The sequence below is a fragment of the Methanosarcina subterranea genome (genome assembly GCF_055385895.1).
In genome coordinates this window covers 1,227,318-1,247,136 of the sequence record NZ_AP042426.1, presented here as the reverse complement: position 1 = coordinate 1,247,136, position 19,819 = coordinate 1,227,318, and the positions used below count along the sequence as shown (strand labels likewise).

The following is a 19,819-nucleotide window of genomic DNA, read 5'->3' as shown; positions in this document are numbered from 1 at the left end:
GATGATCGGAATTATTTTGAAGTAGCATAAAAAAGCGAAAAATTAACTAAGATAGATTAACCTGTTGATCCATAAAATATCAAAACTATTAAATATACATACTATCAAAAATTATACACTTTTCGTTTATTTTAATTGAAAGTATAAATCTATATGATGAGGGTGTTGAGCTAAATAATGACAGGTGAAATAAGACGAAAATACCATAATCAAAACGATATCGAGGTTGCAAAGATAATACACGATTCAATAATTGATATGTATCAAATAGAATGGCAAAGAACTCGTGACATTGAAAGTAAAGCAACAGGTATTGTCGGTTTTGTAGGTATAATTTTTAGTTTAACCATAGCTTCTTTATCTACCATAGTATCATCAGCTGATGAAGCAATTAAAGAAGAAATATTTTCAGCTATATATTTACATATTCTAATCTTTTCGATATTAGTACTCATGACATTATCAATTTTATGTGGGATAATAGCACTCAACGTTAAAGAATGGTGGTATTTAATAGCTGAGGATTTTGTAAGTTATTGTAATAAAGAAATAAGACCAAAAAAAGATCTACATACAAAGATCACAGAAGAAACCACAGAAATTATTATCAAAAATCGTAATCAGAATAAGCAAATAGCTAATTGGTTAAAACGGTCATATATTTTATTTATGGCGAGTATAATTGTGTTAATGTTCTACTTTATTCAGTTATTGAGTATATTAAAATGAAGAGGAATGTAATGGCTAATGAAAAGAAAAGTTTTACAGGTTCCCAAACCAGAAACGATAAAGCATCCAGTGAAAACTACACAGCAATAAAAAATAATCAAGGAGAAGGTTTCACTGGTTCCCAGCCTAGAAACGATAAAGTATCCAGTGAAAAAATACGGATCAATAAAAAATAATCAAGACAGATGTTTTACTGGTTCCCAGTCTAGAAACGATAAAGTAATTCAAGGAGAATTCGCAGAAAAAAGGAAACAATTCAAAATGGAGTAAATAACCTAAGAAATGATATTTTTCTGGATGTATTGTTATTAATTGGTAACTATTTTCAGGGTTTATCTTCTTTATCCCCCATCTTCTTTTTCCAATCCCTAGACATTTTTACTTACACTCTCTAATCCGTTATATAAAAGAATACACAGTGTAAAAGCACGACTTTCTCTACATCCATTTTTCTGATTTGCTTGACATAAAACTCTGATTCCTGGGCTTTGTAGAAATCCTGTAAATTCAACTCTGTCCAGTCCACACAAATCTTCTCCGATATGGGTCGAGAAGGCGGTTCCAGGAATACGGTACCGGTTCGATTAAAGGGCACCATTTTTTGAGGGGATTTCTACAGAGCCGATCCCTGCTACAATTGCCTGAACATCGAGCTTCTCCATTATCCAAAAATCCGTCTCTACAGTCTGTGCAACGATGTTCAGGATATTAGGCATTTCAGGGTCCATAGGGATTTTAGAGCTTTCGGCAAACACGTAGTTTTCAAAATTCAAAAATGGAATTCCCACCCATCAGGCGAAGTTTTAAGCATACTTACGACTCATATTTATCGCAGCTTGCATATCTAATAAAGCTCTTTTCCGGGCAGTACTTTCGGACCAGGCGGCCTGCTCATTCAATTTATCAGGGGAAGAGCGAGAAAATAAGTTTGTGACAGGGGATTTAATATGACGTCAAAATTGATGGACTACTTTAACAAGCAACCGAGAATTGGGGTTCTCAGCACATCGAGTAAAGACGGAAAGGTAGATTCGGCTGTTTACGGTTCACCTCAGATGACCGATGAAAAGACCGTTGTAATAGCAACGGGTAACAACCGTACTTTTTCAAATATCCAGGAGAACCCTTATGCGATGTTCCTGATAATGGAGCCAGGAACAGATATTATGAGCTGGAAAGGGATCAGGGTTTATCTGAAAATGAAGGAATCTGCAACTTCCGGCGAGATGCTTGATATGATCAAAAGCCAGATCTCAAAAATAGCTGGCGAAGAAGCGGGAAAGATGATATATGCAACTGTCACTTTCGAGATTATTGAGCTGAGGCCTCTTGTTGATATGGGACAGGGCTGGGAGAAATCGATCTGAATTTTCGGAAGTTATAGAGATAAAAATAACAAATCAAAATCAAAGTTGTGGTGACGCGCCCGGCTGCAAGTGGCGGGTATCGCGCCACCGCTCCGGTTGTAGTGGCTGTTAAAAATCAAGAATTTTTATATCCAATATTTTTCTTTTTTCCAATCACTATCTTTTCCAAATATACAAGTTCAACTTTGCTGCCCAGCGGCTCCCGCCGGAACTCCTGATACCCCAGTTTATGATAGAGGTGAAGATTTCTGATGCTATTCGATCCGGTGAAAAGTTCAAATCGAGCTACATCCCGATATATGAGCTCAATCTCTGTCATCAAACGAGTACCTATCCCCCGGTTCTGCCATTTAGGATGTACAATCAGTCTGCCTATATGACAAGTATTTTCTATTACGTGAGATCGTAAAGATCCTATAATCGAGTGCTCGCTAACGGCTTTGAGGAACACACTGGTACTGAACTCATCTCTGATCTCTTCGACAGTTTGAAGCAGAGGGGGGATGGACCAGTCATCATAGATCTGAGCCTCACTCTGGTATGCCAGTTTCTGGAGAGCTAAGATTTCAATCGCATCTTCAAGGCTGGCCCGAGAAATTTCTACCTGTTCTGCCATATCTCTCATTCCTAACTTCAAAAGTTAACAAGTTAGTGCAGATTTCAATAGAGTACAGACTTGAGAATGGTACGCTGAGAAACCGGCAAGCTACCTTTTGTCCGAAAAGACTCGTTTTGTATTCAATACCTTTCATTCTTACTCCTGTAACATTTGCTTTTAACAACTGAAACCACGATAAACATAAAAGAAATATATTCTTTTCTTCCATATATGTAAATTTGTTTCGATTGAATACCTTTAGCTTATTCTTCATGGATTTTGGACATATGTTCATCTACAGAGTCTCGAAGGTCTCTCGAGTATACAGATTATCAGAGTAAAAAGTTTTAAGCATACTTAAGACGATTATTATTGCAGCCTGAAGATTAATTATAGTTCTTTTCATGACAGTATTTTGTGACCAAGCAGCTTCGCAAACTCAACTCTTAAAGGAAAGAGCGCTAAAACAGGCTATTAGAAGAGGTTTAGATATGATGTCAAAACTGATGGACTACTTTAACAAGCAACCGAGAATTGGGATTCTCAGCACAGCGAGTAAAGATGGAAAGGTAGATTCAGCTATTTTCGGCTCACCCAATATGATCGATGAAAAAACAGTCGTAGTTGCAACAGGGAAGAACCGCACGTTTGCAAACCTTCAGGAAAACCCTTACGCGATATACCTGATAATGGAACCAGATCCGGAATGGAAAGGTATCAGGGTTTATATGAAGATGAAGGAATCTGCAACTTCCGGGAAAATGCTTGATATTATTAAAAGCCAGATCGCAAAAATGGCCGGAGAGGAGTTTGCGCAGATGATGAATGCAACGGTTACCTTCGAGATTATTGAGCTGAGGCCTCTCGTTGATATGGGACAGGGCTGGGAGAAATCGATCTGAGTTTTCAGAAGTGATGTAAATCAAAATAAAAGATTAAAAAAACGGAATAAAAAGATCAAAAGAAAAAAAAATAACCGGCTAAAATCTTAAAATAGGGATTAACTCAAGTTTTTAGATTATACCGGCCTTTTCAAGAAAACCTTCCAGAGGCACGGAATGAGTCTGGAAACCGCATACTTTGTAGGGGTCTGCTCCCGTGAGAGAGCTACGAACTGGGCAATATTCATGTGCACCATGTCGTACTCTACCCCAAACTCTTTTTCAATCACGAGCTGGTAGCGGTCGTACTGGATATGGCAGTTCGGGCACATATGGATCATTAACTCCACTCCGGCTCTCTGAAGGCTGTCAAGTTTGGTTTTGGTGACCTGGAGAGAGATGTTTTTGTTAAGGTGGAACTGGGAAAAGCCTATTCCACAGGTAAGAGTGCGGGCAGTATTTTATCAGAATTTGTCTAATAGAGATGATATAATTTTTGGCGAGGCCGGTCAAATTTTAGACTATTCACATGCCCCACAGGCCCGTATTGGATACAAACACTGATTTTTTTGCAATAAAACGGCGAGATTTTATAAATATCACTATATATGAGTATAAATTTTGATCTAGGCGTTTATATATAAGTTTTTGAATATATTGTGAGGCAATATGATTATATATAATTTCTGGCCAAATCATCAAACTATCAAAGGTCAAGGAATTATTACAGACTATTACAGACTCAAAATTAGTTCGAAAATCGAATTGTTTGAGAATTTACACAGAAAACTTATAAGGAGTTAGATAAGAGGGATTTATGGAGTTCAGAAGTGCTTTCCAGGTACCGCCCGAACTCCACAAAACACGCCTTGAAGGCATGAGTTATGTTAGCTTTGTCTGTATTTAAGACTTAGCTTGTCTGATTCTGCCTCCTGGATATAAGATACACAGGAGATAAAAGTATGAACCATAAAAAATTGGAGTAGGTATGCTTGTTTTAGCAACACTGCTGGTTGGTATGGTGTTAATACCAACAGTAAGTGCACAGGAAGAAAAAGATTATTATGTAACTGCTGAGGAAGCCTTTAAGCATGCCAGTGCGAACATGATAAGTTTCATAGCAGCCGATGCACCAGGCTTTGAAAGCTGGACAGGGGCATCTGTTGATCCCAAACCGGTTGAGCTTTACGACATAAATGGTCAGAAATTATTTTATCAATTCTCAGTATACAAAGAAAAAAAAATTGATAGGTACAATTGATATTTATGCCAATAAAACGCTGGGACATTCATTCAACGACATTACGTTTGATCCTGAACCCTATAAAGTAGCTGAAGCCATGAAGAAGTCAAAAGAAATTGCCAAAAAAAATTACCCGACCGGAGAAATAAAATCAACTAAAATGGTTGTATACAGTTATCCTAAAATAGGGGCGATGACTGCGGTAAAGGACAAAACAACAGGAGATGAACATCGGATATTTGTGGATGCTTATACCCTTGATGTGGTACCAGATAAACCTGCAACTGAAACCGAACCTGGAATATGGTCAATATATGAGCAGAGATTAAAGAATGGGATAGAAAATAATCTAAAACACTGGCAAAAAAGTGATGAACTTGCTAAATCTATAGAACAAGCAGCAGTTAATAAGGGGGTTAGTATTTATGCGGCAGTCACGGAAGAAAATATTGAAAAACTCAGTGACGATATGACAAAATCGAGAACCGATGTTGAAGTAGATCTTGGTGCTACTGTGTATGCGCAAATAACGAGTTACTACTGTGCTCCAGCAACTGCCAAAATGCTTACTAAATATTACAATGATGAAAGTCCTCACCAAACTACTATATATGAAATGATGAATGAGGTAGCTCCTAATGGGGTTACTTATCCCAATCAGTTACTTTATTATTGTTCAAGCAACGGAATGAATAAACCTGATTCATTCAGTACAGACACTGTATCTTTTGCTGGAGCTATGAGTGAAATTAACAATGGTGGACCCTTCGCGAGTGGAGTTCCAGGTCATGTTCGAATGTGTCGTGGATACAAAATAAGTGGTTCGAATGAATATTTGCGTATAGGTGATCCTAATCCCATATATTTCTGTGTACCTTATTGGGAAGCATTCGGTTCTGAAAATAAACGTATATATGTGAGGAGTTAAAACTCCTCATTTTCTTCGGTGATTGATGTGAATAAAATTAGCAAAGTAGTAGTTGTTTTTATTGCTCTTCTAACCTTCTTAGCACTGATGATGCAATCTCAAGAAGTTAAAACACCTGGTTTACTTATTCAATTTGAAAATGAAACTAGTGAGGCGGAAGTTAAAGACATTCTTGAAAATTACGACATACCCGTGAATTATACCATAGACTATAATTCTAATATTGGGCGAGGAATGTACTACATAGAAGTTGATGAAGATAAAATATATGAATTAAGGAAAGATGAAAACTGGACTTCTGTAGTTGAAATCAAAAAAGGAAATTATAACATAATTATGTTATCTGAAGAATTTGTTCCAGATGAAAATGTTCTCGCAATGCTGGAAAAAAATAACCTTCAGTTGAAAAAGGCTGTTGTGTGTTATATCCAGTTTGGAGATGGATCAGCGCCCTGGGTTGTTGGAGAGAATTGTATTCTGGAGAGGGATGCAATCAGGATAAAAAATGAACTCGAAACAAATGAGAAAGTTTTGATTGTAGGTCTGGATGATATTGTAGGGTAATACTCCAAGCTTCGTCATTGGGAAGCTTGGCTTGCCAATATGGGAGTGGAAGTTCAAAAAGAAGTTACAGTGGATTGGATAAGCAAAAGTCGTTGGAAAAGTATATGCATTTAGATTCTGGTTCGAAATAAAAATAATTGAAGTCTCTGATTCAAAAATCAACCGTATATAAGTGGGATTTATGCTCCCCTCATTTTATAGGTGTTGGCATGAGTAAAATCGGCAAGGTAATCACTATTTTTATTGTATTTCTAACTCTCGTAGCGCTTTTGGGATTGTTTACAAACCCACTAAGTGAGATTAGAACGCCAGCTAACAACGAGCTTGAAAATAATGAAAGTATTTTTACTGTATCTATTGACTACATTTATAATCAGTAACTTAGATACATGTTTTTAAAAACGCTTCAAACCGTGACCTCTTCACTCCCGATGTAATAAAAAAGATGACCGGTTGAACTTTAAAACGGAATTTTATATTAAACCGGCCTTTTCAAGAAAACCTTCCAGAGGCACGGAGTGAGTCTGGAAACCGCATACTTTGTAGGGGTCTGCTCCCAGTGAGAGAGCTACGAACTGGGCAATATTCATATGCACCATGTCGTACTCTACCCCGAACTCTTTTTCGATTACAGGCTGGTAGCGGTCGTACTGGATATGGCAGTTCGGGCACATATGGATCATTAACTCCACTCCGGCTCTCTGAAGGCTGTCGAGTTTGGTTTTGGTGACCTGGAGAGAGGTGCTTTTGTTAAGGTGGAGCTGGGAAAAGCCCATTCCGCAGGTAAGGGTGCGGTCTTCGTACCATCGGACAGGAGATGCCCCGCAGGCTTCAGCTATCGTGTCTATAAGCTGAGGGTTTTCGGGGCTTCCGACAACATCGAGGTATTTGACTTTATAATAGTGGCAGGCGTGATGAGCGGCTGCTCTAATGCCTGAGAAATCGAACTTCTTCTCTTCCTGTATCTTTCCGACTTTACTCAGAAGGATCTCGACTGCATGATAGAAATTCGTCCGGGGGTTCATATCACCCTTTTCGTAAACAAGGTCGTCAAAGCCCTTTTCTATAAAGATGGAATTGACTTTATCCCGGACCTCAGTATTGGTATTAAGGAGTTCACATGCTTCCTTGTTTATGGCATAGCAGGTTGAACAGAGGCAGGTAATGTTCGGATAGCCGCACTTCCTGGCGACTGCAAAGTTTCTGGCTGCAATTGCTGTTGTTGTAAGCCCTTCAAAGATATCGGTGTAGTGCCCGATCCCTGTGCAGCAGGACTGTTCATCATTTATACAGTAATCTACCCCTAGCCGATCAAAAACATAACAGGTGGCTGTTTCCACACCAGGGTATTCCTGACCGACCATGCAGCTCTTAAACAGTAAGAGCTTCCTGTCCGGTATACTCTCTATCGCTTTCAAAGCCGAAGTCTCCGCTCTTTTTTTCGCTTTCACTGCAATCTGTCTTCAGGAACCCGCGAATTTTTTTTTCATGTATTCTTGCTTTAATCCATTTTTCCCTTTCAAAATAGCCTGTGCTCTCAAGAATGGCCTGAACTTCTCCATGGGTGTCCCTGACATCCCTGGAACTGAGCCCCAGTTCGGAGCGGATGGGCTCCAGATTCCTTTTAATATTAATCCAGCGTTCTCCAAGATCCTTTTCCATGTTCCTGATGCCGGCGCCAGGTACCTTGCTGGCTCCGTTTTCTGAAAGGCATTCTCCGATCTCAAGGAAATAGGCAAGCTTTTCAACCCCGATTCCTTCGTTAATTGCCATCTGCCGCAATACCTGTACGATTGTTACAGGACTATTGTTCCTGGGGCAGCGAACATTGCAGGAGTAGCAGTAGAAGCAGGACCAGATCATTTCAGATTCAAGCACACTGCGATCGTTTTCCAGCACCTTTTTTACGATCTGTCGCGGGCTGTAGTCCGTAAACCGGGCTGCAGGACAGGAAGCTGTGCATGCTCCGCACTGGATACAGCGGTCAAGTCCCATAGATTCAGGGGTTCGGATGCTTTTTTTTGCGGTCTCTGCAAGAGTTTTACACTCCGGGGTGTCGTATTCGTTTACGTATGACATCATTTTATCATCTCTCCTTCCCGGGCAAGGCTGGTAAAAGTTCCTGCAAGCCCTTTCGTGTTCGGAACATAGGTTTTTTTGAAATAGATCCGGCTTCCTGAATCCCCAAGCTCTTCTTTGAGTTTTTTAAAATGGCTGGTAGTAAGAGGATATATCACTTCGGCTCTCGGGCTGTCAGGCGGATCCTCTACAAAAAGAACAGAAGACGCACCATGCTTGAAGGCGTGCAGCACCAGGTCTCCGCCAACTACCAGAGTAGTAGGAACCTTGATCAGTTTAACATTTGAAGGATATGTGAGTACGCTGTTACCAATATTATCGCAGGTAAGTGAAGCAATCCCGCTGTTTACAAAGCCAAGCATATCCCCTTCTTCGAGCACACCTTCAATCTCAGCTTTTAACTGAGATTTCGTAAAGCCTGCAACCTGAACAGCTCCATCCTTGCAGAGCTCGGTACAGTATCCGCAGCCTGTGCAGATAAGAGGGTCAAGTACAACCCTTCCGCTCTCATTTAAGGAGAGGGCGTTGAAAGGACACTTAAGGCATTCTCCACACCGCGTGCAGAGCAACTGGTTTATTGCCACAATTTCGTTATCCAGCGATTTCGGACTGTCCGTAATGAAAGCCCGTGCCCTTACGGCTGCAAGTCCGGCCTGGGCAATAGCATCAGTAACATCTTTAGGGCTCTGGGCGGTGCCGCAAACAAAGATCCCGTCAAGAGAACTGTCTACCGGTTTTAGCTTGGAGTGCCTTTCTTTAATAAAGCCGCTTTCATCCTGGCTCAGGTTCAGCACACTCGCAATTTTCCTGGTCCCCGGAGAAGGGACCATTGCTGCGGAAAGTACGACAAGATCAGCAGGAAGTTCCCTTATTTTCTGGTTAAGGGTATCTTCGACCCTTACAACAAGGCTCTTGTCCGGCTTTTCAATGACTTCTGCAGGCCTTCCCCTCACAAAATTGACGCCGGTCTCCTGAACTGCACGGTAATAGTTTTCGTAAAAACCAAAAGCGCGCACGTCAATATAACAGATGGTGATTTCTGTTTCAGGATATTTTTTCTTGATCAGGCTTGCGTGTTTCAGAGCCGCCATGCAGCAGTATCTGGAACAGTAGCGGTTCCCCCCCTCTTTTTCGTCCCTTGAACCGACACACTGGATCATCACTATTCTTTTCGGTGTTTCGGCGACAGAGGAATTATCAGAAGAGTGGTCAGAGGAACTTTCGCACCCTGAAGTACAGGTTGTAGACTTAGGAGCATTAGAGAGTTTACTGAAATCAGAAATCCTGAGAAGTTCACCTTTTGTAGGGCCATTGATGCCCATGATTCTTGCAAGTTCCATCTGGGTCAGCACGTTTTCAAAAATCCCGTAACCGTACTGGGGTTTCTGGGATACGTCATACTCCTCAAACCCGGTGGCAACAATAACTGCACCTACATTAAGTTCAATAATTTCTTCTTTCTGGGAAAAGTCAATTGCTCCGGTTTTACAGGTAGTTGCGCACTTTCCACAGGCTTCCCCGTTTAACTGCAGGCAATAATCGGGATCAATACAGTAGATCTTGGGAACTGACTGAGAGAAGCGAAGAGAAATTGCCTTTTTGTCCATATATCCGCAGTTGAACTCGTCTTCAACAGGGACAGGACAGACCCGACTACACCTTCCACATGCTGTACAGCTGTCCTTTACGTATCTCGGTTTTTTCTTTAGCCTGACCATAAAGTTTCCAGCGCTTCCGCTCAGGCTTTCAATTTCGGTCCAGGTCAAAAGTGTAATTTTCGGGTGGGCTGCGACCTCATTCATAAGAGGGCTGAGAGAGCACATTGCACACTCTTCCGCAAGTTTATCAGGTGAAAATATCTTCCCGATTTTCGCCATCTGCCCGCCTATGCTTGAATCTTTCTCAACAAGGAAAGTGGAAATTCCGTTATCTGCAAGGTTCAGAGCAGCTGTAATCCCTGCTATCCCGCCACCTATCACAAGGGCCTGTTGAGCAATATCCACTTTTATCTCTTCCAGCGGCTCGATATTTTCCAGGCGTTTTAGCTTGGCTCTCAGGAGGGAAAGAGCTTTTTCAGTAGCTCCTGTTCTGTCAGGATGCACCCAGGCACATTGCTCCCTTAGATTTGCAATCTCAAGCCCTCCCCGGTTCAACCCGGTTTCCTGTACGCACTTTTTAAAGAGAGTGCCATGCTTGGAAGGAGTACACGAACCTATTACTACCCTGTCCAGGTTCCCTTCCAGGATCTTATTTTTTATCAGGGACTGCCCCTGGCTTGAGCACAGGTACTCATAATCAAAAACCGAGATCCCCTCTGCCTTAAGGGTCTTTTTCACCGCATCTATATCAACATGTTCGGAAATATTCCCGCTGCAGTGGCAGATAAATACGGCAGATTTGTCCAGCCCGTCAGTCGTCCCATCAGTCATTATACTAAATCTTTCAGGGATTTGTATTTAAGGCTTGCCGGAAAAGGCATACAAACTGACCCAGAAAGGCCATTTTAAAAGAAGTTGTTGCAAAATCAGGATAGATTTTTAAGGAAAGGTATAGTTCAATGCCCGGATGTTGCAGTTATGTTCTGGTTGGTGTCCAGGTATCGAATAAAGTATAATGTCAAATGCTTTAATCCTATATATACCTGAATGAAGCCCTGCGAAAAATCACGTTGCCTGACTCATTGCCTGACTCATTGCCGGGCTCATTGCCTGACTATTCCTTACTCTGTCGTTAGATAGATTTCATAAACAAATTTAGCGTCTCCTATTGTCAGAAAGTTTTTATATGCATATAATTATATATAGGGAGAGAGTATTATTATTTAAATCGACTGAGATACCAGATTTGGCAGGTTTTTCTTACAGGTATTTGTCAGGTATTTCTCATGTCCAAAATATATAGATAGAGATATATAAGGAAAAGAAATAATATTTATTTGAAAATAATGACTGAGATAATTTATTAAAGAAAATCTTTAAAAGAATTAATCAAAGTTACTCGTTTGAGAATAATATGTTTCTATGATCTGATATACTGGATAAAACATAATACCGGAGCCTAGTATGAGGTGTTCTACCGGTATAAATGGCAGATGATAGTTGTGGCAGATAATGGGCTAATTTCAGAAGACAATGATTTTAAGATGGGAGAGGTTGAGTACGAAATGGTCGAGCTTTTGAGAAGGCTTAATATCAACAGACCAGTTGCCTTAACCCTTGCATGTCTCTCAAAAGGAGAAGAGATTTCTTCCCAGTGTATAGAAATGGTGTCAGGTCTGAGACAGCCAGAAGTCAGTATTGCAATGCGCTACCTTCGTGAAAATGACTGGATAAATATGAGGGAAGAAAAAAAGAACCATGGCAAAGGCAGACCTGTAAAGCTCTACAAACTGACAGTCCAGATGGAAACAATTATTAACACAATAGAAGAAAACGTCATTGAGGAAAGCAGGACTATACTCCAGAATATAGAACGTCTAAAAAATCTTTCTTGAAAAATTAGTAAAAAAATTGAGGTTATGATAGTTTTTTCTTACATGCTCATATGTAAAAAGTTCGATCTCAAATTAAAAATCTGATGGTATAATCAGGAAACACCTTTCCATAACTTAAGCACTAAAATTAAAGTTTTCTTATTCTCTTTTTACCTTCTCTTTTTTATTCAGGTCCAGGCTTGAACCCCGAAATTCATTCTGAGCTTATCCCAAACCAATTTTATTCCCGTATCAATAAGAGCTTCAGAACTATTTTCAGTGATTAGAAATTCAATTGATCACTCAAAATTCACAATTTAGAGAGGTAATTGTAAGTTTTGAAATTGGCTAGCTATCAATTATTCAATGTCCCTAACAATCATTGTTTCTACAACTCATTGTTTCTACAACTCATTGTTTCTACAACTCATTGTTTCTACAACTCATTGTTTCTACAACTCATTGTTTCTACAACTCATTGTTTCTACAACTCATTGTTTCTACAACTCATTGTTTCTACAACTCATTGTTTCTACAACTCATTGTTTCTACAACTTATTGCTTCTACAACTCATTGCTTCCACAACCCATTCTAGTTGCTCGAATTACCTGATGCAGTCTGTATAAGTCAATTATTGGCACTATAATTGCCAGTCCATTATTTATCAGTACTATTATACTTTATTTTACGTACATTATTCAGGTACATTATTTTAAGTAGATTGCTTTGGTACACTACTTTAGGTACACTGCTTTAGGTACATTGCTATAGGTGCATTGCTTTTGTCTCATAATTTTTTGTTTGTTACTTTCTACCTGCAGATTCATTTATACATTTCATTATGCAGTTATCCTGAAGTTAAGTTACAGAGGACTTAGTTTTCGTGCTATGAACTGCATTTAAAATGGTTCTTTAATGGAACGAAGGAAAAACAGTATTCGAAAACTAATTAAAGCTTTTTTAGACCTCTTTTGGAGCCAGGGTAGTTATTAGAGGAACTTAAATAGAAAAGTTTCATGAATTCGCCCCCACATATTAAATTAATTAATTTAAGGAGAGAAAGGTCAGGGCACTGAATGAATTTTATTTAGAAGAGGAACCAGAAAAGTTAACCATACCCAGTTTAATGAAAACAGAATCATCAGCCGGATTTACTGAAATGTCAACCACAGTAACAGTATGAAATATAATTATAAATTGACATATATTAAAAATAAAACATAAGTAAATATTTATATTAATTCACTCTATAATGGTTCTTCGGGTGATTTAATGGTAGATGAAAGTGGTTTAGCTATAGAAACTACTGACATAACGAAAGAGATTCCCATATCCATGGGATCAAGCGAATATGAAATGATAGAATTATTTAGAAAGATTAATGTTAGCAGGCCAATTGCTCTTACCCTTGCCTGTCTTGCAAAAGGAAGGGAGATCTCTTCCCAGAGCATTGAAATGGTATCTGGCCTGAGACAGCCGGAAGTCAGTGTTGCAATGCGGTACCTCCGCGAAAACAACTGGATAAACATCCGGGAAGAAAAGAAATCAAAAGGAAAGGGCAGACCGATCAAACTGTACAGGCTCACAGTCCCTATGGATCGTATTGTCAGCAAGATCGAAGAAGAAATCATAGCCGAAAGCAGACTTGTGCTGAGGAATATAGAACGCCTGAAGCACATTGCCTGAAATTTATGATAGGGAATGGAATGGTCCTGAGTCCGGTGCAAACCCCCATACAAAAAATTGCGTCGACTTATACTATCTGAAAACCGTTCTGTCTTAAGGGGATTACCCCTACCCTCAATTTTTTCCTTACCTGCACCTTTTCTGTTGTTTGCTATCCTTCGGTTATTGATATTCTTCGGTTATTGATATTCTTTAGTTATTGATATTCTTGTCAACCCCGAGTTTTGCCGCCCGAGTTTCATTTCGGGATTTTTCGCTGTGATCAAGCGGATCGAATTATAGATTTTTGACAGTACAACGTTATTCGCTCTACGAAACTGTTCCAGTTACTCCCGACGTAGAAGAGCAGCCTTTCCCGCAAAAAAGAGAAAAAAAGAGAAATCTAGATAGTAAAAAATGAGGACGCCTATAAGAAATTCATAAATAGAAGTGATCAGGGGAATCTAGAAGAAATAAGCAAGAAACAGACAGTGAGCGACAGATAAGATCCACAGAAAAATCTTATGGTAAAAACAAAAGAGAGTAGATTTAACAGAGAGTAAAGAAAAAAGTTAAGTAAAGAAAAAAGTTAAGAAATAAGTTAAGTAAAGAAAAAAGTTAAGAAATAAGTTAAGTAAAGAAAAAAGTTAAGAAATATATGTGGGCCCGCTGCGATTCGAACGCAGGACCTCACGGTTATCAGCCGTGCGCTCCACCAGGCTAAGCTACGGGCCCGAAATGAATGTAAATGCAGTTAAGAAAACCTGAAAGTTTCTCTGAAAAGAGATTGTTGAATTGTGGTGGGCCCGCTGCGATTCGAACGCAGGACCTCACGGTTATCAGCCGTGCGCTCCACCAAGCTAAGCTACGGGCCCAGATGTCAGGTTTTTTCTAATTACCGGAGTTGAAAGGCTTTTTTAGGGAAAGCGTCCCAATCCGACAACACTTCTAATACTCGAATTACTACTTATAACTTTTGCTCGAATATTCGGAATTTCTCAGACTCTAAATTTTATTTACAGGAAGCTGAGCCTGCATGGCGACAGTTTTATATACCATACTGAGTGTATGAGGGAGTGCTGACAAAGCAAAACGTAACATGGGCCGGTAGATCAGGGGAAGATCGCTACCTTGGCATGGTAGAGGCCTCGGGTTCAATTCCCGACCGGTCCACTGAAAATAATTAGCTTAACATTTTTGGATTTCTCTTTTATCAGATCAATGCCTTTTTTAGAGTTGTTTTTTATATGAGCCAACCTGAAAATGAAGGCTCAGTCCTTTGAATCCTGCTGTCCTTCCCGAATTGTGCCTCGGGAGTACGCGTCCTTTTCGCTACGCTCAAGAGAACTAATTTATGGGTTATAGCAATGATCTTTGCTGTCACGCTCGATCCAGGAGAGTGGTCTTTCCCGAAAAGGAGAAAAGCTTCAGAGAAGCAGGCTTTACAATCAATTATTTCTTACAAAAAAGTATGTAAAATGGAACGTTATGAAACGTTCCAGTCTCATTTCTTCATGCTCTTCAGTACCACTCCAGCTACCACTAGAGCCCCGATAACGATCCCGACGCTTAAAAGGGTACTACCATTCCTGCTGCTTTCATCTGGCTCAGCTCCCTCAGTCCCATTGTCTTCAGAGGAAAATGCACCAGCCGATCTATTTTCGGCAGGAATCTGGGAGTTTTCGTCCTGAACCTGCAGGGTAGACTTGCCTGTTATTGCAAAGGACGCATAACCGGGAACCTTTGCTGTGAAGTACAGGTATTTCTCATCTTCTCCTGACAGGCTGGCTGGCAGCTGCACCCATACTTTTTCCTCGTACCTGTTAAGGGTAATGGAAGACTTGTCTATCTTTTGATTCTGTAGCCAGGCCTTTTCAACCTTGAAACTAATAACAGGGTTTTCTATGTTCTTTGAGGTTGCATACCCGCTGTTTCCGACCCACACGTTAAAAGACTTATAAACTTCCCCGGAAGGCAGTTCGGAAACAAGTGCAGACTTATTCTTTAATTGTTCAACAATGGTTGTGGTCTTGCCTACGTTCTTGATTGCATCAAAACCAATATACACAACACAGGTCGCATTCTTCGTGAAGTCAAACTTTACAGCTTTTCCATTTGTGATAAATACCTGGGAGAGCTCCTTAACCTCTACATTCTTTGCGAGCTCAGGGGATCCGCCACCACCGCCGCTGCTTCCTCCACTGCTGCTTCCTCCACTGCTGCTCCCTCCACTACTTCCTCCACTACTCTTCTCCTCAACAGCTATTGTCATAGTTTTTGTATACGTGCCATTTGCATTGATTGCGGTCAGTTTAGCTGTGTAAGTCCCTGCAGAGGTGTATATATAAGTAAAGCTTGCTTCACTTGAGTCTTCGGTTCCGTCACTGTTAACATCCCAGCTCCTTGATGTTGCGTTTTGTGAAAGGTCAGTAAAGAGGACTGAAAGGGGAGCAATCCCGCTGGAAACATTTGTACTGAAGTCTGCTGTAGGAAGTACATCATTTCCTTTTTCCAGCACAGTTATAACAGCAGTTTTTGAAGTGGTCCCATTCACGTTTATTGCGGTGAGATTAACGGTATAAGTTCTTGGATCTATATATACATGAATTTCGCTTTCAGCTGTAGAGTCCACCTTTCCATCGTTATCAAAGTCCCAGTTCCTTGATGTTGCATTTTGAGAAATGTCGGTAAATTGGACAACAAGAGGAGCAGGTCCCTGGGTGATATTTGCCTTGAAATTTGCTGCAGGGAGTATCGGTCCAGGCTCCGTCCTGGGAGTTACCAGAGGTAAAGAATCAATATTCACCTCATTCATTTCGTATGGTACTTCAGCAAACCCATCACCATTAGCGTCTAGATGAGTCTGAGAGAAGCCATCCCCTGCAGGTGTTGCCCAGTAATTTCCACCAATATAAGGGCCTCCAATAATGTTCTTTCCAGATTTTTTCGTAGTATTCCAGTGACTATCAGCAGCAGATTGTACATTTCGGGTGTTGTTAAAATTATTATTATAAAATCGAGTGCCATAGGAATCTATTATATCTATTCCTGTTTCACAGTTTGAAATCCTATTTCCACTTATTTCATTAACACTACTGGAAAAGAGTAAAACTCCGTCACCGCAATCAAAAATATCATTATTAATGATTGAGCCGCCTCCCCCTCCATCCACATTAGAAACTCCAATGCCGATATAAAAATTAGAAATTTTATTATTCTGAATAGTACAGGAGGGAGAAGAGTCGGCAATGCCATAGTAACCTGCACTACCTGTACCTATTATATTGAAGCTCTTAATTGTAATATTATTAGCTTTCAAATTGAAAGCATTCTCTGTAGATCTGATTACGGCATTATATTGACTACTTGATGCAAGAACCAGGTCAGGCACTGAAATGGTAATTTCTTCAGTATAAGTTCCCGGATTAACAATTATAGTATCTCCAGAAGCCGCATCGTCAACTGCATCCTGGATTGTTGTATAATTTCCAGACCCATCGTCATCAACATAAAGTATTGCAGCTGCCGCACTGCCAGCAATAGCCTGAAGTGCAAGAGCCACTGTAAATAGAATTGATAATGCTCTTTTTATTCGCCACACAAGAAAAACCCCTAAAAACTATTTTAGCATCCCAACATCGATAGTTAACACAAATTCTCACTTTTGACCGCATAAGGTGCACTGATATGGTTGAGACATTGTATTTACAGACATAAAAACTCCTTAAGATAGACTCTTTAATTTTTAAAATGAATTTATTTTACAAAATTGACAATGTTATATAAAATTAACTAATCGTTTTACATTTCTACTGAAAGATTGTTATTTCTTAGTTAGCCTGTCAATATTAAGCTGACGTTTTTTCAGAATATTCACACACTTTAATTCGTCTCACGTTTCGATCTATGTACTTTCCGGTTTTCTGTGTGCAGAAGAGATTGAAAATAGAGATGTTCAAGGGCATTCAAAATTGAATATCAACCAGCGGAGAAATAACCCATACAGAATCTGTGCACTGCACAAAACATTAGAAGATTAAATAAATAAGTATTGATTTATATAAAATACAATATATAATATAGAGCAGAGGTTACCCTCTTGTCCAGGCTGTAATTTACAGAAGGGTCAGAAGACTTGTAATTAGATAAACATATTTTTTTTGATACCTGTAATTTTATCAGGGTAGCCGAAAGCATCAAATTTGCTATTTAAAGCATTCTGGAGGTAAGTTTATGGAACAAGAAACTGCAGAATACCGTGCTGTGGAATACGAGGTACTGCAGGTTCCCTGGTGGCTGGTTGTACTTGAAGGAGTTTTCGCAGTTATCATAGGCTTGTACCTGTTATTTTCGCCCATAGTGACCACCATAGCGCTGGTTCGGATACTCGGAATTTTCTGGCTTCTGGGAGGAGTTCTTTCAATCCTCTCACTGGTGATGGATAGAGAGAACGCGGGATGGAAATTACTTTCCGGTATCATGGGTATTCTTATTGGGCTTGTAGTAATTGTGTACCCTTTCAGTCCCTTTGTAATTCTGGCGATCCTTGTAATGATACTCGGGATATGGAGTATTATATATGGTGCAATCAGACTTGTCTGGGCATTTAAGGGAGGTGGACTGGGAATGGCGGTTCTCGGGATTCTGACAATTGCCCTCGGGATACTTCTGCTGATCAACCCCCTGGCAGGTGCTATTGTCCTGCCCTGGATATACGGTATCTCCCTTGTGATAGGCGGAATTGCGGCACTGATTGGCGGGCTTAGAATGAGGTCCGGAAAAAGTGACTCATATACGGGTTAAGATTCCGGACACAGAAAACTTACAGGCAGATAGGCACTCCCGACTTTATATGTATTAGAGGATTTAGAGGGCCCGCAACAAGTCGACTGGCATTGACAGGCCTTTAAGCATTCCGTATTTTTAAATATATGAAAAATCTAAAAAACTTACATGCGGAAAGCTACAGCAGCGATAACGGGACTGGTCCTTCTTTCCTTCATCATTTCAATCTATTTTTACCCGCAGGTGCCTGAACAGATGGCAACTCACTGGAACTCTCAGGGAGAAGTAGACGGCTATATGTCGAAACTCTGGGGGCTATTTTTCATGCCTCTCGTGATTACGGGTCTTACAATTATGTTCCTGGTAATTCCCAGAATCGACCCCCGGAAGGAAAATATAGCAAAATTCAGGAACTACTATGACGGGTTTATAGTACTTTTAATTTTATTTATGGTCGCTGTCCATATCCAGATATTGCTCTGGAACACAGGAATTAAGATCAGCCCCAACGCCATACTTCCTCTGGGGATAGGGCTTCTATTTTACTACATCGGGATACTTACGGAAAATGCGGAACGGAACTGGTTCATCGGTATCAGGACACCCTGGACCCTCAGCAGTGATAGAGTGTGGAAAAGGACTAACCGGCTTGGAGGGAAACTATTCAAGATCGCAGGAATAGCAGCAATCTTCGGGGCTTTCTTTCCGGAACTTGCAATCTACTTCATACTGGTACCAGTAATTTTTGTAGCCGGGTTTACTGTTGTTTACTCATATATCGAATATCAAAAGGAACTTAAAGAAAATAAAAGGAATAAAGAAAATGAAATCGGTAAGTGAAAGAAAATGAGAGAACTGAAAGGGAGAACTCAGAGAATTTGAAATTCTTAATCAAAACTTAAAAAATAAGGTTTAAAGATTCCTGCGTTTCCTATTTCCAGGAATCATCTTAACCGGTTTCTAACACCTTTTTTATCAGTACGTTTATCTAAGATGTTCTCATTTTGTCATATTGATTGTTATGACTGAGGATATAATTAAAAATTCGAATAAAACAGTCGAAAATGGAGATACTATTTCCGTCAATTATGTGGGAAAACTGGAAGATGGAACGGTTTTCGACACATCGGAAAAAGAAGCGGCTTCTGAGGCAGGAATATACAACGAAATGAGAGACTATGAACCTCTGACCTTCACCGTGGGAGCGGGACAGATGATTAAAGGTTTTGACGAGGGTGTAGTCGGAATGAAAGTTGGGGAAGAAAAAACTATTGAAATCCCTCCCGAGGAAGCATACGGAGAATATATGGAAGAGTACGCAAGAGAACTGCCACGTGATGCTGTAAATTTTGTTCCGGCAGTGGGGATGCAGCTGGCCACGGAGACCGGGCTCAAAGGCACTGTCACAGAAGTAGGCGAGGAAAGCTTCATTGTGGACTTCAATCATGAACTTGCAGGCAAGACCCTGATATTCAAGGTAAAAGTCGTTTCAGTGGAGGAGTAAAAA

The 19,819-nt window shown here is 40.1% G+C and carries 19 protein-coding genes and 3 tRNA genes; 13 read left to right on the top strand and 9 right to left on the bottom strand.

Going from position 1 to position 19,819, the window contains the following annotated elements; translation table 11 throughout:
• Positions 1 to 177 precede the first annotated feature (177 nt).
• Together ACZ5A8_RS05605 and ACZ5A8_RS05600 are read left to right on the top strand one after the other, a co-directional pair.
• A complete protein-coding gene (locus tag ACZ5A8_RS05605) occupies positions 178 to 729 on the top strand; it encodes a hypothetical protein (RefSeq protein ID WP_464532709.1) in 552 nt (183 codons plus the stop codon).
• Positions 730 to 740: 11 nt separating this feature from the next.
• The gene (locus ACZ5A8_RS05600; RefSeq protein ID WP_464532708.1) at positions 741 to 905 is read left to right on the top strand and encodes a hypothetical protein; all 165 of its coding nucleotides are present in this window, start codon (positions 741 to 743) and stop codon (positions 903 to 905) included.
• 408 nt (positions 906 to 1,313) lie between these two features.
• On the opposite strand, the gene ACZ5A8_RS05595 is transcribed toward ACZ5A8_RS05600, so the two are convergent.
• Positions 1,314 to 1,502: a hypothetical protein gene (locus ACZ5A8_RS05595; protein ID WP_464532707.1), complete on the bottom strand. Its 189-nt coding sequence runs from the start codon at positions 1,500 to 1,502 to the stop codon at positions 1,314 to 1,316.
• Between the two features lie 174 nt (positions 1,503 to 1,676).
• Between ACZ5A8_RS05595 and ACZ5A8_RS05590 the strand changes: the two genes are divergently transcribed.
• Complete coding sequence (locus tag ACZ5A8_RS05590; RefSeq protein ID WP_229390887.1) at positions 1,677 to 2,096, top strand: pyridoxamine 5'-phosphate oxidase family protein; 420 nt, start codon at positions 1,677 to 1,679, stop codon at positions 2,094 to 2,096.
• 115 nt (positions 2,097 to 2,211) lie between these two features.
• Here ACZ5A8_RS05590 and ACZ5A8_RS05585 read toward each other — a convergent pair whose 3' ends face one another.
• Complete coding sequence (locus ACZ5A8_RS05585) at positions 2,212 to 2,721, bottom strand: GNAT family N-acetyltransferase (protein WP_464532705.1); 510 nt, start codon at positions 2,719 to 2,721, stop codon at positions 2,212 to 2,214.
• A gap of 464 nt (positions 2,722 to 3,185) precedes the next feature.
• Here ACZ5A8_RS05585 and ACZ5A8_RS05580 point away from each other — a divergent pair, with 464 nt between their 5' ends.
• Positions 3,186 to 3,596 carry a pyridoxamine 5'-phosphate oxidase family protein gene (locus ACZ5A8_RS05580; protein WP_464532704.1) on the top strand — a complete coding sequence of 137 codons (411 nt, stop codon included), beginning with the start codon at positions 3,186 to 3,188 and terminating at the stop codon, positions 3,594 to 3,596.
• Between the two features lie 116 nt (positions 3,597 to 3,712).
• Here ACZ5A8_RS05580 and ACZ5A8_RS05575 read toward each other — a convergent pair whose 3' ends face one another.
• Positions 3,713 to 3,916, bottom strand: a complete 204-nt coding sequence (locus ACZ5A8_RS05575) for a hypothetical protein (RefSeq protein WP_464532703.1) — start codon at positions 3,914 to 3,916, stop codon at positions 3,713 to 3,715.
• Positions 3,917 to 4,563: 647 nt separating this feature from the next.
• Between ACZ5A8_RS05575 and ACZ5A8_RS05570 the strand changes: the two genes are divergently transcribed.
• From ACZ5A8_RS05570 to ACZ5A8_RS05560, 3 genes are read left to right on the top strand one after another with little or no spacing between them, the layout of a single operon-like run.
• Positions 4,564 to 4,836: a hypothetical protein gene (locus tag ACZ5A8_RS05570; RefSeq protein WP_464532701.1), complete on the top strand. Its 273-nt coding sequence runs from the start codon at positions 4,564 to 4,566 to the stop codon at positions 4,834 to 4,836.
• Positions 4,820 to 5,746, top strand: a complete 927-nt coding sequence (locus tag ACZ5A8_RS05565) for a C39 family peptidase (protein WP_464532700.1) — start codon at positions 4,820 to 4,822, stop codon at positions 5,744 to 5,746. Before ACZ5A8_RS05570 ends, ACZ5A8_RS05565 begins: the two co-directional genes overlap by 17 nt.
• 27 nt (positions 5,747 to 5,773) lie before the next feature.
• Positions 5,774 to 6,310 carry a UPF0228 family protein gene (locus ACZ5A8_RS05560; RefSeq protein WP_464532699.1) on the top strand — a complete coding sequence of 179 codons (537 nt, stop codon included), beginning with the start codon at positions 5,774 to 5,776 and terminating at the stop codon, positions 6,308 to 6,310.
• A 473-nt stretch (positions 6,311 to 6,783) separates the two neighbouring features.
• Here the strand turns inward: ACZ5A8_RS05560 and hdrB are convergent, their stop codons facing one another.
• The 3 genes from hdrB to hdrA are packed head-to-tail and all read right to left on the bottom strand — an operon-like array spanning position 6,784 to position 10,818.
• Complete coding sequence (gene hdrB / locus ACZ5A8_RS05555; RefSeq protein WP_464532698.1) at positions 6,784 to 7,728, bottom strand: ferredoxin:CoB-CoM heterodisulfide reductase subunit HdrB; 945 nt, start codon at positions 7,726 to 7,728, stop codon at positions 6,784 to 6,786.
• Positions 7,682 to 8,392: a ferredoxin:CoB-CoM heterodisulfide reductase subunit HdrC gene (gene hdrC / locus ACZ5A8_RS05550; protein ID WP_322222065.1), complete on the bottom strand. Its 711-nt coding sequence runs from the start codon at positions 8,390 to 8,392 to the stop codon at positions 7,682 to 7,684. The genes hdrB and hdrC overlap by 47 nt, the downstream gene beginning before the upstream one ends.
• Positions 8,389 to 10,818 carry a ferredoxin:CoB-CoM heterodisulfide reductase subunit HdrA gene (gene hdrA, locus ACZ5A8_RS05545; RefSeq protein ID WP_464532696.1) on the bottom strand — a complete coding sequence of 810 codons (2,430 nt, stop codon included), beginning with the start codon at positions 10,816 to 10,818 and terminating at the stop codon, positions 8,389 to 8,391. Before hdrA ends, hdrC begins: the two co-directional genes overlap by 4 nt.
• Positions 10,819 to 11,480: 662 nt before the next feature.
• Here hdrA and ACZ5A8_RS05540 point away from each other — a divergent pair.
• Both ACZ5A8_RS05540 and ACZ5A8_RS05535 read left to right on the top strand, forming a co-directional pair.
• Positions 11,481 to 11,882: a transcriptional regulator gene (locus ACZ5A8_RS05540; protein ID WP_229390957.1), complete on the top strand. Its 402-nt coding sequence runs from the start codon at positions 11,481 to 11,483 to the stop codon at positions 11,880 to 11,882.
• 1,252 nt (positions 11,883 to 13,134) lie between these two features.
• Positions 13,135 to 13,548 carry a transcriptional regulator gene (locus ACZ5A8_RS05535; RefSeq protein WP_229390902.1) on the top strand — a complete coding sequence of 138 codons (414 nt, stop codon included), beginning with the start codon at positions 13,135 to 13,137 and terminating at the stop codon, positions 13,546 to 13,548.
• A gap of 640 nt (positions 13,549 to 14,188) precedes the next feature.
• Here the strand turns inward: ACZ5A8_RS05535 and ACZ5A8_RS05530 are convergent.
• Positions 14,189 to 14,262 (bottom strand) — tRNA-Ile (locus ACZ5A8_RS05530).
• Positions 14,263 to 14,325: 63 nt separating this feature from the next.
• A tRNA-Ile gene (locus tag ACZ5A8_RS05525) sits at positions 14,326 to 14,402 on the bottom strand.
• 226 nt (positions 14,403 to 14,628) lie between these two features.
• Between ACZ5A8_RS05525 and ACZ5A8_RS05520 the strand changes: the two genes are divergently transcribed.
• Positions 14,629 to 14,700: transfer RNA gene (locus ACZ5A8_RS05520), tRNA-Ala, on the top strand.
• A gap of 331 nt (positions 14,701 to 15,031) precedes the next feature.
• Here the strand turns inward: ACZ5A8_RS05520 and ACZ5A8_RS05515 are convergent.
• Entirely contained in the window at positions 15,032 to 17,128 is a 2,097-nt protein-coding gene (locus ACZ5A8_RS05515; RefSeq protein ID WP_464532695.1) for a PGF-pre-PGF domain-containing protein, read from the bottom strand.
• A gap of 632 nt (positions 17,129 to 17,760) precedes the next feature.
• Between ACZ5A8_RS05515 and ACZ5A8_RS05510 the strand changes: the two genes are divergently transcribed.
• From ACZ5A8_RS05510 to ACZ5A8_RS05500, 3 genes are all read left to right on the top strand, one after another.
• Complete coding sequence (locus ACZ5A8_RS05510) at positions 17,761 to 18,330, top strand: HdeD family acid-resistance protein (RefSeq protein ID WP_464532693.1); 570 nt, start codon at positions 17,761 to 17,763, stop codon at positions 18,328 to 18,330.
• 150 nt (positions 18,331 to 18,480) lie between these two features.
• Entirely contained in the window at positions 18,481 to 19,152 is a 672-nt protein-coding gene (locus tag ACZ5A8_RS05505) for an SdpI family protein (RefSeq protein WP_464532692.1), read from the top strand.
• Between the two features lie 181 nt (positions 19,153 to 19,333).
• Positions 19,334 to 19,816: an FKBP-type peptidyl-prolyl cis-trans isomerase gene (locus tag ACZ5A8_RS05500; RefSeq protein ID WP_464534026.1), complete on the top strand. Its 483-nt coding sequence runs from the start codon at positions 19,334 to 19,336 to the stop codon at positions 19,814 to 19,816.
• Positions 19,817 to 19,819 lie beyond the last annotated feature (3 nt).